General features: G+C 70.7%; 14 protein-coding genes and 1 pseudogene. 11 read left to right on the top strand and 4 right to left on the bottom strand.

Going from position 1 to position 13,316, the window contains the following annotated elements; translation table 11 throughout:
- Nucleotides 1–97: 97 nt before the first annotated feature.
- From FA582_RS14745 to FA582_RS17275, 7 genes and pseudogenes are all read left to right on the top strand, one after another.
- A complete protein-coding gene (locus FA582_RS14745; protein ID WP_010146269.1) occupies nt 98–2,017 on the top strand; it encodes a cation:proton antiporter in 1,920 nt (639 codons plus the stop codon).
- A 175-nt stretch (nt 2,018–2,192) separates the two neighbouring features.
- Entirely contained in the window at nt 2,193–2,846 is a 654-nt protein-coding gene (locus FA582_RS14740) for a hypothetical protein (RefSeq protein ID WP_010146267.1), read from the top strand.
- 18 nt (nt 2,847–2,864) lie between these two features.
- On the top strand, nt 2,865–3,446 hold the full coding sequence (locus tag FA582_RS14735) for a class F sortase (protein WP_010146266.1): 582 nt from the start codon (nt 2,865–2,867) through the stop codon (nt 3,444–3,446).
- 248 nt (nt 3,447–3,694) lie between these two features.
- The gene (locus FA582_RS14730) at nt 3,695–4,999 is read left to right on the top strand and encodes an MFS transporter (protein WP_029540334.1); all 1,305 of its coding nucleotides are present in this window, start codon (nt 3,695–3,697) and stop codon (nt 4,997–4,999) included.
- Nucleotides 5,000–5,095: 96 nt separating this feature from the next.
- Nucleotides 5,096–5,806: a VIT1/CCC1 transporter family protein gene (locus tag FA582_RS14725; RefSeq protein ID WP_147899858.1), complete on the top strand. Its 711-nt coding sequence runs from the start codon at nt 5,096–5,098 to the stop codon at nt 5,804–5,806.
- Between the two features lie 57 nt (nt 5,807–5,863).
- A complete protein-coding gene (locus tag FA582_RS14720) occupies nt 5,864–7,231 on the top strand; it encodes a glucose-6-phosphate dehydrogenase (RefSeq protein ID WP_010146261.1) in 1,368 nt (455 codons plus the stop codon).
- Between the two features lie 461 nt (nt 7,232–7,692).
- Nucleotides 7,693–8,176: pseudogene (locus tag FA582_RS17275) on the top strand (transposase); the annotation flags it as partial.
- Nucleotides 8,177–8,191: 15 nt separating this feature from the next.
- Here FA582_RS17275 and FA582_RS14705 read toward each other — a convergent pair.
- Nucleotides 8,192–8,395, bottom strand: coding sequence for a hypothetical protein (locus FA582_RS14705; RefSeq protein ID WP_010146258.1), 204 nt, complete (start codon nt 8,393–8,395; stop codon nt 8,192–8,194).
- A 73-nt stretch (nt 8,396–8,468) separates the two neighbouring features.
- Between FA582_RS14705 and FA582_RS14700 the strand changes: the two genes are divergently transcribed.
- Entirely contained in the window at nt 8,469–8,936 is a 468-nt protein-coding gene (locus tag FA582_RS14700) for a MarR family winged helix-turn-helix transcriptional regulator (protein ID WP_010146257.1), read from the top strand.
- Nucleotides 8,937–9,236: 300 nt separating this feature from the next.
- Here the strand turns inward: FA582_RS14700 and FA582_RS14695 are convergent, their stop codons facing one another.
- Nucleotides 9,237–9,623, bottom strand: a complete 387-nt coding sequence (locus FA582_RS14695; protein WP_141567455.1) for a hypothetical protein — start codon at nt 9,621–9,623, stop codon at nt 9,237–9,239.
- A 535-nt stretch (nt 9,624–10,158) separates the two neighbouring features.
- Between FA582_RS14695 and FA582_RS17270 the strand changes: the two genes are divergently transcribed.
- From FA582_RS17270 to FA582_RS14680, 3 genes are all read left to right on the top strand, one after another.
- Nucleotides 10,159–11,394, top strand: a complete 1,236-nt coding sequence (locus FA582_RS17270; protein ID WP_010146255.1) for a helix-turn-helix transcriptional regulator — start codon at nt 10,159–10,161, stop codon at nt 11,392–11,394.
- A 116-nt stretch (nt 11,395–11,510) separates the two neighbouring features.
- Complete coding sequence (locus FA582_RS14685; protein ID WP_010146254.1) at nt 11,511–11,966, top strand: hypothetical protein; 456 nt, start codon at nt 11,511–11,513, stop codon at nt 11,964–11,966.
- 402 nt (nt 11,967–12,368) lie between these two features.
- The gene (locus FA582_RS14680) at nt 12,369–12,587 is read left to right on the top strand and encodes a hypothetical protein (RefSeq protein WP_010146253.1); all 219 of its coding nucleotides are present in this window, start codon (nt 12,369–12,371) and stop codon (nt 12,585–12,587) included.
- Nucleotides 12,588–12,622: 35 nt separating this feature from the next.
- Here FA582_RS14680 and FA582_RS14675 read toward each other — a convergent pair whose 3' ends face one another.
- Together FA582_RS14675 and FA582_RS17435 are read right to left on the bottom strand one after the other, a co-directional pair.
- Complete coding sequence (locus FA582_RS14675) at nt 12,623–12,979, bottom strand: type II toxin-antitoxin system death-on-curing family toxin (protein ID WP_010146252.1); 357 nt, start codon at nt 12,977–12,979, stop codon at nt 12,623–12,625.
- 6 nt (nt 12,980–12,985) lie between these two features.
- Entirely contained in the window at nt 12,986–13,120 is a 135-nt protein-coding gene (locus tag FA582_RS17435; RefSeq protein WP_256842280.1) for a hypothetical protein, read from the bottom strand.
- Nucleotides 13,121–13,316 lie beyond the last annotated feature (196 nt).

The raw sequence follows: 13,316 nt of genomic DNA, 5'->3' as shown, positions 1-13,316 counted from the left end.
CCCCGCCGCCCCGGGCCGCCCAACGCCCCGCCGCCCCGGGCCGCCCAACGCCCCCGCCGCCCCGGGCAGCCATCACGTTGCTGGCACACTGGCGCGGGTGACTCCCGCGCCCTACCTCGCCCTCGTGCTCGGGGTCGCCATCGTGTGCCAGCTCGCGGCATACCGGCTGCGGGTCCCCTCGATCCTGCTGCTGCTGGTCGCCGGCTTCGGGCTCGGCCAGTGGGTCAGCCCGGAGACCGTGCTGGGCCGGGACCTGCTCTTCGCCGGGGTCAACCTCAGCGTCGGCGTCATCCTCTTCGAGGGCTCGCTGTCGCTGCGCTTCCGCGAGCTGCGCGGGCTGAGCAGCGCCGTGATCAGGCTGTGCTCGGTGACCGTGCTGCTCGCCTGGGTGCTGGCGACCGCGGCGGGGGTGGTCGCCGGCCTGGAGTGGCAGCTCGCGCTGCTCATCGGCGCCCTGCTCGTGGTCACCGGCCCGACCGTCATCGCCCCCATCATCCGCCAGCTGCGACCGACCCGCCGGGTGTCCTCGATGCTGCGGTGGGAGGGGATCGTCGTCGACCCGATCGGCGCGATCCTCGCGGTCCTCGTCTTCCAGGCGATCATCGTGGGCGGCCCGGACGGCGCGCTCGCGACGGCCGCGATCACCCTCGGCCGCACGATCCTCGTCGCCACCGTGCTCACCCTGGTCTTCGGCGTGCTGCTGGAGGTCGCGATGCGCCGCCACCTCATCCCGGACTTCCTCGAGGGCGTGACCTTTTTGGCCGTCGCGGTCGGCTCGCTCGTCATCTCCAACGAGCTCGAGCCCGAGAGCGGGCTGCTCACGGTGACCATGCTGGGGATCTACCTCGCCAACCGGCCCGGGCTCCGGCTGGAGCACGTGCGGGAGTTCAAGGAGCACCTGCAGGTGCTCATCGTCGGGGCGCTCTTCGTGCTCCTCGCGGGGCGGGTCAGCCCGGCGGAGGTGGTCGCCGTGGCGCCGACCGCCCTCATCTTCGTGGTGCTCCTGCTGCTCGTGGTGCGCCCGGCGTCGGTCTTCCTCGGCCTGCTGGGCACCGAGGCGACGCGTGAGGAGCGCACGCTGCTGGCCTTCATGGCGCCGCGCGGCATCGTGGCCGCCGCCGTGACCAGCGTCTTCGCCCTCGAGATCGAGCACGCCACGGACGAGGCGCGCGAGCTGGCCGCGCTCGGCGGGGAGACCCCGCAGGAGACCCTGGCGCTGGAGGCGTCGGCCGAGCGGCTGGAGCAGCTCCTGCTCGCCTCCGCCGACCTCGTGCCCCTGGTCTTCGTGACGATCGTCGTCACCGTCGCGATCTACGGCCTGGGCGTGGGTCGGCTCGCCGAGCGCCTCGGGCTGGCGACGACGACGCCCAACGGTGTCCTCTTCGCCGGCGCGCCGGTCTGGGCGCGGCAGGCCGCCGGGGTGCTGGGGGAGCTCAAGGTCCCGACCCTGCTCGTCTCGCTCGCCTCCGGCGAGGTGGCGCAGGCCCGGATGGCCGGGCTCAAGGTGGAGCGGACGCACATCCTGTCGGAGTATGCCGTCGAGGACATGGAGCTCGCCGGTCTCGGGTCGCTCGTCGCGGCCACCCACGACGACGACACCAACTCGACCGCAGCGCGTGAGTTCGGGCACGCGCTGGGAGGGGCCAACACCTACCAGCTGCGTCGCCAGGGCGAGCCGCTGCCGCAGCGGTCCCGCCCGCGGGACCGGGAGAACGCCAGCGGCTCGGGCGGCACGTCGGAGGCCAAGGCCAAGCAGCAGACGGCGAGCAAGCTCACCGCACGGGTCGCCTTCTCGCCGCCGATGTCGGCGCCGGAGCTGGATGCCGCGACCCGGGAGGGTATGCGGGTGCGCCGCACGAAGCTCACGTCGCAGCACACGCTCGACGACTTCCGCGAGCGCGAGCCCGACGCCGTCCTGATGTTCCTCGTGCAGGAGGGGGTGGCCACGGTCGTGACGCCGCGCAGCCACCTGCCGCAGGAGGGCGCCACCCTCGTCGCCCTCGTCCGGGCGCGCTGAGCGCGGGCTCCCGCAGATCGGCGACACGCCGCCGGAGGACGTCCAGCGTGCATCCAAGGATCGATATGGTGCTGATGCGTCGAATGTGACTGATGTGAACTGTGTGGTCAGGTGTCGACCGGCGCTCGCCACCCCACCCGCGGCCCATGCCGCGTTCCTGCGGAAAGGACTCCAGATGAGCACCACGACCCTGCGGACGCTGACCGTCGCCGCCGGTGCGGCAGCCCTCACCGCCCTCGCCGTCTCGAGCCCGGCCCTGGCCGCCGATGAGGACCAGCTGGCCGAGACCTACGACAACGTCCGCTGCGACGTCATGGCCATGCCGGGCACCGCCACCGCGACGTACCTCGACGAGTCCGTGCACGGGCCATACCTCGACAGGGACAACGAGTGGGTCGCGCTGACGCTCACCTCCGACGAGGGTGCGGTCGAGGTCGCCGACCCGGCCTACGGCGAGACCTACGGCAGCGAGGGCGGCGCCATCATCCGCGAGATCACCCTCTGCCAGGGCACGGCCGCCGCTGATGCCGAGGCGCCCGCGCCGGAGGAGGAGGCCGCTGAGGAGGCCGCCGCCGACGAGGAGGCCGCGCCGGAGACCGAGGCGGGCGGGTCCGACGGCGAGGACGAGGCCGCTCAGGACGGCGAGGCCGCCGAGGACGACGCCGCTGCCGAGGAGGAGCAGGCTGCCGGGCCCGCCGTCGAGACCGACGGTCCGCTGCGTGAGGCCGGGCTCTCCCCGCTGCTCATCGGTGGTGCGGTGCTGGCCGTCGCCGGTGCGGGCGCCGCCGCGGTCGGCCTGCGTCGCCAGCCGCAGCGCGACCAGAGCTGAGCCCGCGAGGACCCTGTCGTGAACGCCCGTCTGCTGCTGCCCACGGGCCTGCTGGTGGGCACGCTCGGGGTCAGCGCGCTCGCCGTCCAGGCGGTGGGGGCGATCCAGGGCACTGACGGCCGCCCCGTCCACGCCGACGGAGCAGGAGCGCCGACCTGGGTGAGCGTCCCGTCCGCCGGGCTCGAGGAGGAGCCGATCGCGCCCGAGGGGCTCACCCCGCAGGGCACCATCAACCCCGACCAGGGCGAGGCGATCTGGTATGCCGGTTCTGAGCGAGTCGTCCCCGGTCAGGTCGGGACCGCCGTGATCGCGGCGCACGTCACCTACTACGACGAACCCGACGTGTTCTACGACCTCGCCGAGGTGAGCGAGGGTGAGGTCATCACCGTCGGCTACGGCCACGGCGGCACCCGCGAGTTCGTCGTCACCTCGACCCAGCAGATCTCCAAGGAGGGGCTGCAGCGCAGCGACGCGGTGTGGGGCGACCAGGCGGACACGGCCAGGATCGCTCTCATCACCTGCGACCCCTCGCTCGGTGCCCGCAGCGACGGGGGGCAGAAGGCCAACTTCGTCGCCATCGCCGAGGCGATCGAGGGCTGACACGCGACGTCGGCGGCGGTCGGACGCGCGTCCGCCCGCGCCGTCGGACCCCGCGACATCGAGGCCTGACGCCCCGCCGCGCACGTGGTCGTCGCCTGCTGGCATGGCATCCTCCGCCCGGCAGCGGGGTTAGGCTAGAGGTGTCTCCAGCGTCGGCGTCTCGGATCGCCAGCACCCCCAGGGCACGGTGACTCGGCGCCCGTCGAGGCGCCCCCACCGTCGTGCTCCTCCTGATTCGAGGTCTGTCCTTGTCGTCGCCGACCGTGCCCTCCGCACCGTCCTCCGCTCCCGCCGCGTCTGCCGCGCCACCCCGCGCCGGTGCGCAGCGGCATACCCTCGCCTTCGCCGCCCTCATCCTCGGCGGCGTCGGCATCGGGATCGCCGAGTTCGTCACCATGGGGGTCCTGCCGCAGATCGCGACCGGGCTGGACGTGTCGATCCCCACGGCGGGGTATGCCATCTCCGCCTACGCCCTCGGCGTCGTCGTCGGGGCGCCGATCGCCGCGGTGGGGGCCGCTCGTGCGCCCCGCCGCGCCGTGCTCGTCGGCTTCATGCTGCTCTTCGCCGTGGCCAACGCGGCCGCGGCGCTCGCGCCGACGCTGGAGACGCTCGTCGTCGCCCGCTTCGTCGCGGGCCTGCCGCACGCCGGCTTCTTCGGGCTGGCCTCGCTCGTCGCGATCTCGCTGTCGCCGCCCGGGCGCGGTGGCCGCGCCGTCGGCACCGTCATGCTCGGCATCCCGATCGCCCTGCTGCTCGGCGTGCCGCTGGGCACCTGGGCGGGGCAGGTCTTCGGCTGGCGGGTGAGCTACTGGGCGGTCGCGGTCATCGGTCTCGTGGCGGCCCTCCTCGTGCGGCTCTGGGTGCCGCGCACCCCGCGCGACCGCACGCAGTCGCGTCGGGCGGAGCTGCGCGCGTTCACGAGCACGCAGTTCTGGCTCACCCTGGCGATCGGCGCGATCGGCTTCGGCGGGATGTTCGCCACCTACTCCTACATCGCGCCGACGATCACCGATGTCACCGGCCTGCCGGAGTTCTGGGTGCCGATCTTCCTGCTCGTCTACGGCGTGGTGTCGATCGTCGGGACGTGGCTCGGCGGGCGGCTCGGGGACTGGTCGGTGCTGCGCACCCTCGTGCTGACCGGCGTCGGCTCCGCGCTGTCGCTGCTCGTCTTCTTCTGGAGCTCCTCCGCGCTCGTGCCCGCGCTGCTCACGGTCGCCGCCATCGGGCTCACCAGCTCGGCGTGGGTGGTCGGTCTGCAGCTGCGCCTCATGCACGTCGCCGGCTCGGCCAAGACCCTCGGCGCGGCGATGAACCACGCCTCCCTCAACGTCGCCAACGCGCTCGGCGCCTGGGTCGGCGGCCTGGTCATCACCGCCGGCTACGGCTATCGCGCGCCTGCTCTGGTCGGCGCCGCCCTGTCCGTGGGCGGACTGCTCGTGCTCGGCATCTCCCTGCTCGTCCACCGCCGCGACGTCGGGCCGCGGGGTGTCGCCGCTGCGGGGCGCGAGACCGCCGGGGCGAGCGAGCCTCGCGAGGTCAGCCGGGTCGACTGAGCCCCGGGTGGGGCGCCCGGGGCTCACGGCTGCCTGCGCGGGAAGCGAAGCCTCACCATCCTGGCGGGATGCTCGGGGTCGGACGATCCTTGGTCCATGGTCAGGCCACCGCTGGAGGAGCACACCGAGCCGCGCACCACCGCGAGCACGCTCAACTGGCTGCGCGCAGGCGTCCTGGGGGCCAACGACGGCATCATCTCGACGGCTGGCCTGGTCATCGGTGTGGCCGCCGCCACCACCGACCGCACGGCGATCATCACCGCTGGTCTGGCCGGTCTCGCCGCGGGAGCCATGTCGATGGCCGTGGGCGAGTATGTCTCGGTCAGCACCCAGCGCGACAGCGAGCGGGCGCTGCTGGACCTCGAGCGCCACGAGCTCGCGCAGATGCCCGAGGAGGAGCTGGCCGAGCTGGCCGGGATCTACCGCGCCAAGGGCCTGTCACCGGAGCTCGCGCAGCAGGTCGCCGTCGAGCTCACCGAGCACGACGCCCTGGGTGCGCACGCCGAGGCCGAGCTCGGCATCGACCCGCAGGAGCTGACCAACCCGTGGCACGCCGCCTGGGCCTCGTTCATCGCCTTCACCCTGGGCGCGCTGCTGCCGCTCGTCGCGATCGCCGCCGTGTCCAGCCAGTGGCGGGTGCCCGTGACCGCGGCATCGGTCCTCCTGGCGCTGGTGCTGACCGGCTGGATCAGCGCCACCCTGGGCCACTCGCCCAGGGCGCGCGCCGTCTGGCGCAACGTGCTCGGCGGCTTCACCGCGATGGCCGTGACGTATGCCATCGGTGCCCTGGTCGGCACGCAGCTCTAGTCACGAGGTGCGAGACTGGCGCCGCACCGTCATCTCCGAGGGAAGAGGGACTCCCGCATGGCCGACCAGACCACCGCGCTGCTCATCCTCGGCGCCTCCGGCGACCTGACCCGGAGGTTGCTGCTGCCCGGCCTGGGCACCCTGCTGCGCGAGGAGCCGGGCCGCCCGGTGCGGGTCCTGGGCGCCGACCGGGTCGAGCTGAGCCAGGAGGACTGGCAGAGCAAGGTGCGCGACAGCCTCGCCGAGGCCGAGGTGCCGGATGCGGTCGCCGCGCCCGTGGTGAGCGGTGCGGCATACCACCAGACGGATCTGCTGGAGCGGGACCAGCTGCAGGCGCTGCTCGCCGAGGTCGAGGCACCTGTCGTGCTCTACTTCGCGCTGCCGCCCGCGGTGACCGTCAAGGTGTGCGCGCTGCTCGAGGAGATCGGCGTGCCGGAGGGGACGCGGCTGGCGCTGGAGAAGCCGTTCGGCGACAGCCTGGAGTCGGCGCGCGCGCTCAACCGGCAGCTGCTGCGGGTGGTGCCCGAGGGCGACATCTACCGGATCGACCACTTCCTCGGCGTCAACACGATCCTCAACCTCATCGGGCTGCGCTTCGCCAACCGGCTGCTGCAGCCGATCTGGTCGGCCGAGCACATCGAGCGGGTCGAGATCTCCTACGACGAGACCCTCGCGCTGGAGGGGCGGGCCGGCTACTACGACCACGCCGGCGCGCTCATGGACATGATCCAGAGCCACCTCCTGGAGATCCTCGCGTTCTTCGCGATGGAGGCGCCGGCCACGATGCACGCCGAGGAGATCCGCGGGCTCAAGGCGCAGGCGCTGCGCGCGACGCAGCTCTGGCAGCACGACCCGGTGGCCGCCTCGAAGCGGGCACGGTATGCCGCGGGCGAGCTCGAGGGGCGCTCGATCCCCGACTACGCGGCAGAGGAGGGCGTGGACCCGGAGCGGTCGACCGAGACCCTCGCCCAGCTCACGGTGCAGCTGGACAACGCGCGCTGGGCTGGCGTGCCCTTCGTGCTGCGCTCGGGCAAGGCGCTGGGTGTGGCGGCCAAGCAGGTCGTCGTGGTCTTCAAGGCGCCCGCGCACGTGCCCGACGGGCTGACCGACACCTCCGAGCCGGACCGGCTCATCCTCGAGCTCAAGCCGGGCAGTGTCGGGCTGGAGCTGTCGATGAACGCCGAGGGCGACCCCTTCGACCTGGAGCAGAAGTCGCTGCACGCCGAGCTCGGCAAGCCCCGGATGCTGCCCTACGGCGAGATCCTCGGCGCCATCCTCGACGGCAACCCGCTGCTCACCATCCGCGGTGATGAGGCCGAGGAGCTGTGGCGGATCGTCGAGCCGGTCCTGACAGCCTGGCGCGCTGGCGAGGTCCCGCTGGAGGAGTACCCCGCCGGCTCCGCCGGCCCCGACGGTTGGGCCTAACCCACCCTGACCCATCCCCGACCGCGCCCCCGACCCCGACCCCGACACCGACCCCATCCCCGCCCCCAACCCCGCCCCCCAACCCCACCGGGCGTCGCGAATAGTTGCCCTGGACCCCACCGCGCGTCGGCCTCGCAACTCGAGGGCCGTGACATTCCGGTACTGCCGATGAGCGGTCGGTTCGAGTCGCCTAGTCGTGTCGGCCCAGCGAGGTGGCTGTGCAGGATCGCGCGTCGGTTGCGGGCGCTCGTGCGGTATCAGGTGCACTGGACCTGGACGGACGTGAAGGGCCCGGAGCGGTTGGCGGAGAGCCACGGGGGTGCGGGCGATCGCGCCGAGAGCGACCTGGCCGAGCAAGCGGGCCTACGGTGGGAGACTGACGTCGTGATGGTGGCCGACCATGGCAGCGGCATCCTCTAGCACAGCCCGGAACAGGGCGTCGTCGCGCTGCTCGACCCGTGCTGAACGCCCAGATCGAGCGGCTCGGGCATGTGGTGGCCGAGCATCTTGGCCGGCACCGGGACGCTGACATCTACACCAGCCTCCCGGGCCTTGGTGTGATCCTCGGCGCCCGGATCCTGGGCGAATTCGGCGACGACCCGCACCGGTACGCCGACGCCAAGGGCCGCAAGGCCTACGCCGGCACCGCCCCGATCACCAGAGCCTCCGGGACCAGGCGGGTCGTGCTCGCCAGGTACGCCCGCAACCGCCGCCTCGGCGACGCCGTCCAGCAGTGGGCGTTCTTCTCCATGCGCGGCTCAGCCGGCGCCCGCGTCTACTACCAGGTCCTACGGAAACGAGGAGTGGGCCACCCAAGCCGCTCTTCGTCAGCTCGCCAACCGCTCAATCGGGATACTCCACGGCTCCTGGTGCCGACACCTGCGCTACCGCACCTTCTACGACGAGAACACCGCCTCGCAGCAGCACCTCAACATAGCCGCTTGACAGAACCAGAACGTGCTACGCCGTGTCGCTCGATCCTTGGCTCTGCCTTGCGGCCCGTGCTTCCGCGACCCTCGCCGCTCGTTGTGCCTCCATCCGGGTCTGCGGGTCCTGCCGGGCGTCCAAGCGGGGCGGCCCAAAGAAGGTGAGCAACGTGTACTTCAACCTCCAGGTGAACCGGTACCACAGGGACAGGCCGTCACGCTCCTGCTCCTTGCTCACGTCAACTCCATATCGTTAGGGCACGAACAGTTCGTGGATAGTGTAGCTGTCGCCATCGATTACCGTGTCAGCCATGACGCTTGCCCACGATCCGCCTCGCGCTCCGGACCTACTTGCCCTCGATCAGCAAGTCTGCTTCGCCCTGGCTGTCGCCTCACGCAACGTCATCACGCTCTACCGACCCTTCCTCGCTCCCCTAGGCATCACTCACCCGCAGTACCTGGTCATGCTCGCGCTGTGGGAGGAGGCACCCGTGAGCGTGGTCCGGCTCAGCCAGCGGCTCAGCCTGGAGCCGGCCACCCTGTCCCCGCTACTCAAGAGGCTCGAAACCCGTGGTCTGATCACGCGTGAACGACGCCCCGAAGACGAGCGAACTCTGGCCATCTCCCTCACGCCCCGCGGGCAAGAGATACGCGCCGAAGCCGAACGGATCCCGGAAGGAATCCTCAACAGACTCAGCATGAGTTTGGAGGAGCTTGAGAGCTTACGCGATGTGCTGCACCGCCTCATAGACGCCAGCACCAGGGCAACTGCCGGCTAAAGTGTGGCGTTCAGCGGGGGGTGCGGGCTCGTGTTCACGGCCCAACAGAGTCGTCTTCCGCACCTTCTGCTGACTACGTGCGAGTCGCTGTCACCGCCGACGCCATCGGCGCTGTTTTCACAGGCACGGTCCCCGGCACAGGCACGGCCCCCGGCGCGCCAGCGATTGCTCTTCCGGCCTCCGTTGCACTCGCGCCAGCTCTAACACGCGCGTAGAGAGGCTGCGGCATCCGTACCCAGCCCGGCCGCTAGAAACGAGTAGCCCGCGGACGAACATCCTCCACTGCCGCACCGCGCTCGGTCAGTCGGCGGCGTCGGGGGAACCGTACTGACGCCAAAGGCGATCGCGATCAGGCCCGTATTTCTGGACCGTCTCGTAGGTGACCATCTCATCTGCCTGCGCATCGAATGTCTCGAACGCACCGGCCTGCAGCTGCTCGATCAAGGACCAGCCAGGACCGTAGTCTTCCTCCGGCTCTTGGGGGTGGCCATCAAGCCAGTGCGGCTGAGCCCAGAGCCACTCCTGCTTGATCCAGAAGGCAGGGAACGAGCGCATAGGGCCTACGGTGGTGGTCAGATACCCGATGAGTTGGCCGCCGCTGCGGAGTTCGAACACCCCGTCGCGGTATGGATCGAGGCGGGTGTCGTGTGGCCGCGGCTCAGCGAAAAGTCGGGAACGGCGCGTCACGGTGCCAGTATGGCTGCACCGCGAGTGAGCGCTCCGTCGACATCCTGTCTTGCCGCGGCGAGTGCGTGTCGGCAAGGCGGTGTCCACGTCGAGGGTGGTCCCACGTTAGGTGGCCGTCCGGTCTGTCTCGCGCGTGAACCCGTAAGCCCAGAGCTTCCACTGCCACAACGTGAGCGCCACGGAGCTTGGCGGGCCGGCCGACGACGACGGTCCTCCTGTGCTGGCAGGTGTCCCCCATGGCACCCATTAGCGACACCGTAGCTGCGTCCTTCAGAGCCAGGACGCTGGGCCCAGACGTGGGGTCCCGAGTCCCTGACTCATCGCCCAGAATGGTCCGTGTTGCAACGAGGACGTCTCGGGGGCTCGTCGCGATCGCAGATCGCGGGCCGGGCGAGGTGACGCGGCTGATCGCGCCCCTCGCGTAGGCGTCCACCCTGCCGGGACGTCCGACAGTCTGGACGCGAGACCCCTCGTGTGGGACGGTGACAACCACCATCCGGACGAATGGCCCGGATGCACAGGAGGCCGCACGGTCATGACCTCGACCGCCACCTTGACGCGCGGGCTGTTGGCGCGTGACGGCGTAGCCCTTTCGGTCGTCTGCGTGGTCCTGGCTTCACTCGCACTCTCGATCGCGTCTGCAGCCGAGCCGGTGGTCGTGCCGCCTACCACGTGGCCGGTCCTCGTATCCATGGTCGTGGCCGTTGTAGTCATGTTGGCGGCGATCGGCACTCTGGGCCGGGGTTGGTCCGGTCTCCGCCTGCTCCTCACGCTCCTCACGGTGGTGGCGGCCGCCTACCCGGGCCTGTGGGCGCTCGCAGTCACCGTGACGGTGCAGGCGCCGCACTCTGCCGCGGCGTGGGCCACCGGTGTCCTTGCTGGGGTAGCGCACCTCCCGGTCGTCGGTGCGTTCTCCATGGTCCCCCTGATATGCGTTCGGTATCTCGGTCCCCGCACCGGCCGCTCGGTCCTGACCGCGGTACTCGTGCTCGGAGCAACCGCGGCGGCCTCGTTCGTGGTGTTCTTCGATGACTTCGAGCCGCTCCGCGCGAACGCGCTTGTTACGTCCGCGCTCGGCGAGCGGATCGGAATGGCCCTGAACCTCGGTTTTCTGGCGACGGTTCTCCTCGGACCTGCCGTCGCTCTGCTTGCGACGTGGCGCAGCGCCGCCGACGTGGCCGCGGCACGGCGTCTGGCGATGGTCGCAGGTTCCTCTCTCGCCGGCACCTTGCTCGTCATGGTGTGCGGCGCTGTCGGCGCAGGGTCCGTGCTCGGGGGGACGGTGCTGCTCGTGGGAATGTACGCGGCACTCGCCGTCGTCGTGACTGGTTGCGTACGGTCCCTGGCCACCGACGTGGTCGAACATGCCCCGGCGACGGCGCCAATCATGACGTCGCCGTTGCCGCCAGCCGGGCCGCCCGTCCAGGACCCCTCCCCCGCGTACCGGCAGCCGACGTCCACGAGGTCGGCTGGTGACACCGCCGTCAGACCAGGCCGTGCACCCGCCTCCACTGGCGCAGCCACTCCGACGGGCGGGCTCGCGGTGCTCACCCGACGGGAGAACGAGGTCATGCAGCTCCTGGCCGAGGGGCTGTCCAACGCGGGTATTGCAGCCCGTCTCGTCCTCTCGGAGCGGACGGTGGACGCCCACCTGCGCTCGGTGTTCGTCAAGCTCGAGCTTCCCCAGGGGCCGGAGCACAACCGGCGGGTGCAGGCGGTCAACGCGTTCCGCATCCGTGCGACCGCGCCGACGGCGGAGGCATCCCGGTGAGGGCCCCGACCTGATCCCGGTCACGCGGCCGAGAGATAGGCGAAAACGCCGATGCCGCCGCGGACCTGCACTCCTACGGTCGGAGGCATCGCCACCTGCTCGAGAAGGAGACCCGCATGTCCCGCCCGCTCACCCTCCTGGCCCTCGGCTGGGCACCGTTCCTGTCGATCTTCGTGTTCGCGTCGCAAGGGGACACCAGCGCACTGCACATCTCGTCCCACCTCCTCGCCCTCGCGCTGCTCGTCCCCGCGACCGTGTTGGTGTGGCGGATGCGTCCCGAGGCGCCCACCGCCGCGTCGCGCTGGATCCTGAGCCTCATGTCTGCGACCGTTCCGATTGCAGTGCTCGGCCACGTCGGCGAGCTCGCCGTCGCGATCCAGCGGCTGGCCCGGGACGGGTGGGTCAACCGCGACACCGCCGACATCTGGGAGCAGGGGCCACACGTCACGATCTCCAACGTCACGATCCCCGCGCTCATGCTGAGCATGCTGCTCACCGCGGCCTTGGTCGTGGTCTCCCTGCGACGCAGGGGCTCGGTCACCGCGGATCGCGAGGCCAGCCGAGTCGGTTGACGGACTACCCGTCGCCCGGACCGGCTGCGCCGGCGAGCGACGCACACGCTGGAACCTCGTCGATGATCCCGCCCGCCCGCCACGCCCTCCTCAACCCGCTCTCACTTCCCCGTCGCTGAATCGCTGAGGCGCATGAACGCGGAAGCTCAGGATTCTGACCACTGCCGTCGGCGACGGTTGCAGACTGTCCACTGAGCGACGGACGCATCCTGTTCTGCCGCATCCTGGGTCTCCGCCCCTCACCGCAACCATCGGGTGACATAGGTGACACCCGTCGGTGCAGCAATCCCGGACGAAGACTCATGAGGCTTCGTGCATCCATCCTGTCCGGCCGCACTGCAGAGCGAACGCCTGACCCTCAGCGACCAGCCCCTCTGGCCAGCCTCACGCCATACTTCACCCATGAGTCAGAACCACCTCGAGGAACTCCTCGCCGCCGCACTCCGAGGTCTGGTCGAATACGTGGACGCGCGTGAGGAGACTTTCAACGATGACGACGACGTCCGCGCGATCGAGGACGTCTCAGCGGTGCTGCAGCAGGCTGCCGCACAAGACTCCGATCGGCTCGCGTCTCTGCTCGGCCCGAAGATGGCCTTCGAGCTCGGTCTAGTGGACGGCTAAAACGGACTCGCTCGTGCCGCGAGTCGTTGGCTCAGTTAGTGCCACTGGGCCAGGTGGCGGGCTGCCACCTGGTGGTCGGCCTTGCCGCTGGCGACGGCGATGACCAGGTCGTAGGCGTCGTCGTCGGGTGCTTGGAAGTCGACGCCGTTGAGGCCGTAGAACACGACCACCGCGAGCCAGCCCAGGCGCTTGTTGCCATCAACCAGCGCGTGATTGACGACGATGGACTCCAGCAGCGCCCCCGCCTTCGCGTCGATGCCGGGGTAGGCATCATGTCCGAAGACGCTGGCGCTGGGGCGGTGGGCCGCGGAGTCCAGCAGGCCAAGGTCCTGGACCGGACCGACGCCCAGGTCTGCTGCCAGGGTGAGCAGGTCCTCGGTGGTCAGGTACACCAAGGGTCAGCGTCCGAGACGCTCGAGCAGGTCGGCGTAACGCTCTCGCCCACGTGCGGACAGCTCGCGCACACGCTCCTCGTGCCCACGCCGCGCCGCCGCCTCTCGGATCGCGCGAACTGTCGCCTCCTGCTTGCTCACACCCTCAGCCTCAGCAAGAGCCGCCAAAGCACGCGCATCCTCTGGAGACAGCCGCAATGTCATAGCCATCCAGGCATGGTATCACTCTGGTATCTCACGGTCTTCCGCTACAAGAGTGAGGACTTTGCGCCCGGGGAGCTGATGACGCCGACTCTGCCCGGACCGCCATCGTGGTGATCGCACGGTCGGTGCCCAC

Source organism: Serinicoccus profundi, from assembly GCF_008001015.1.
In the GTDB taxonomy this organism is placed as follows: Bacteria; Actinomycetota; Actinomycetes; order Actinomycetales; family Dermatophilaceae; genus Ornithinicoccus; species Ornithinicoccus profundi.
The sequence above is the reverse complement of the archived record's forward strand: the minus strand, read 5'-3'. Positions and strand labels throughout refer to the sequence as shown.

Bases quoted from the DNA above. Each gene is read 5' to 3' on its own strand.
- FA582_RS14740 (WP_010146267.1), top strand. From the start codon at position 2,193: ATGAGCACCACGACCCTGCGGACGCTGACCGTCGCCGCCGGTGCGGCA.
- FA582_RS14725 (WP_147899858.1), top strand. From the start codon at position 5,096: ATGGTCAGGCCACCGCTGGAGGAGCACACCGAGCCGCGCACCACCGCG.
- FA582_RS14720 (WP_010146261.1), top strand. From the start codon at position 5,864: ATGGCCGACCAGACCACCGCGCTGCTCATCCTCGGCGCCTCCGGCGAC.
- FA582_RS14700 (WP_010146257.1), top strand. From the start codon at position 8,469: ATGACGCTTGCCCACGATCCGCCTCGCGCTCCGGACCTACTTGCCCTC.
- FA582_RS17270 (WP_010146255.1), top strand. From the start codon at position 10,159: ATGACCTCGACCGCCACCTTGACGCGCGGGCTGTTGGCGCGTGACGGC.
- FA582_RS14685 (WP_010146254.1), top strand. From the start codon at position 11,511: ATGTCCCGCCCGCTCACCCTCCTGGCCCTCGGCTGGGCACCGTTCCTG.
- FA582_RS14680 (WP_010146253.1), top strand. From the start codon at position 12,369: ATGAGTCAGAACCACCTCGAGGAACTCCTCGCCGCCGCACTCCGAGGT.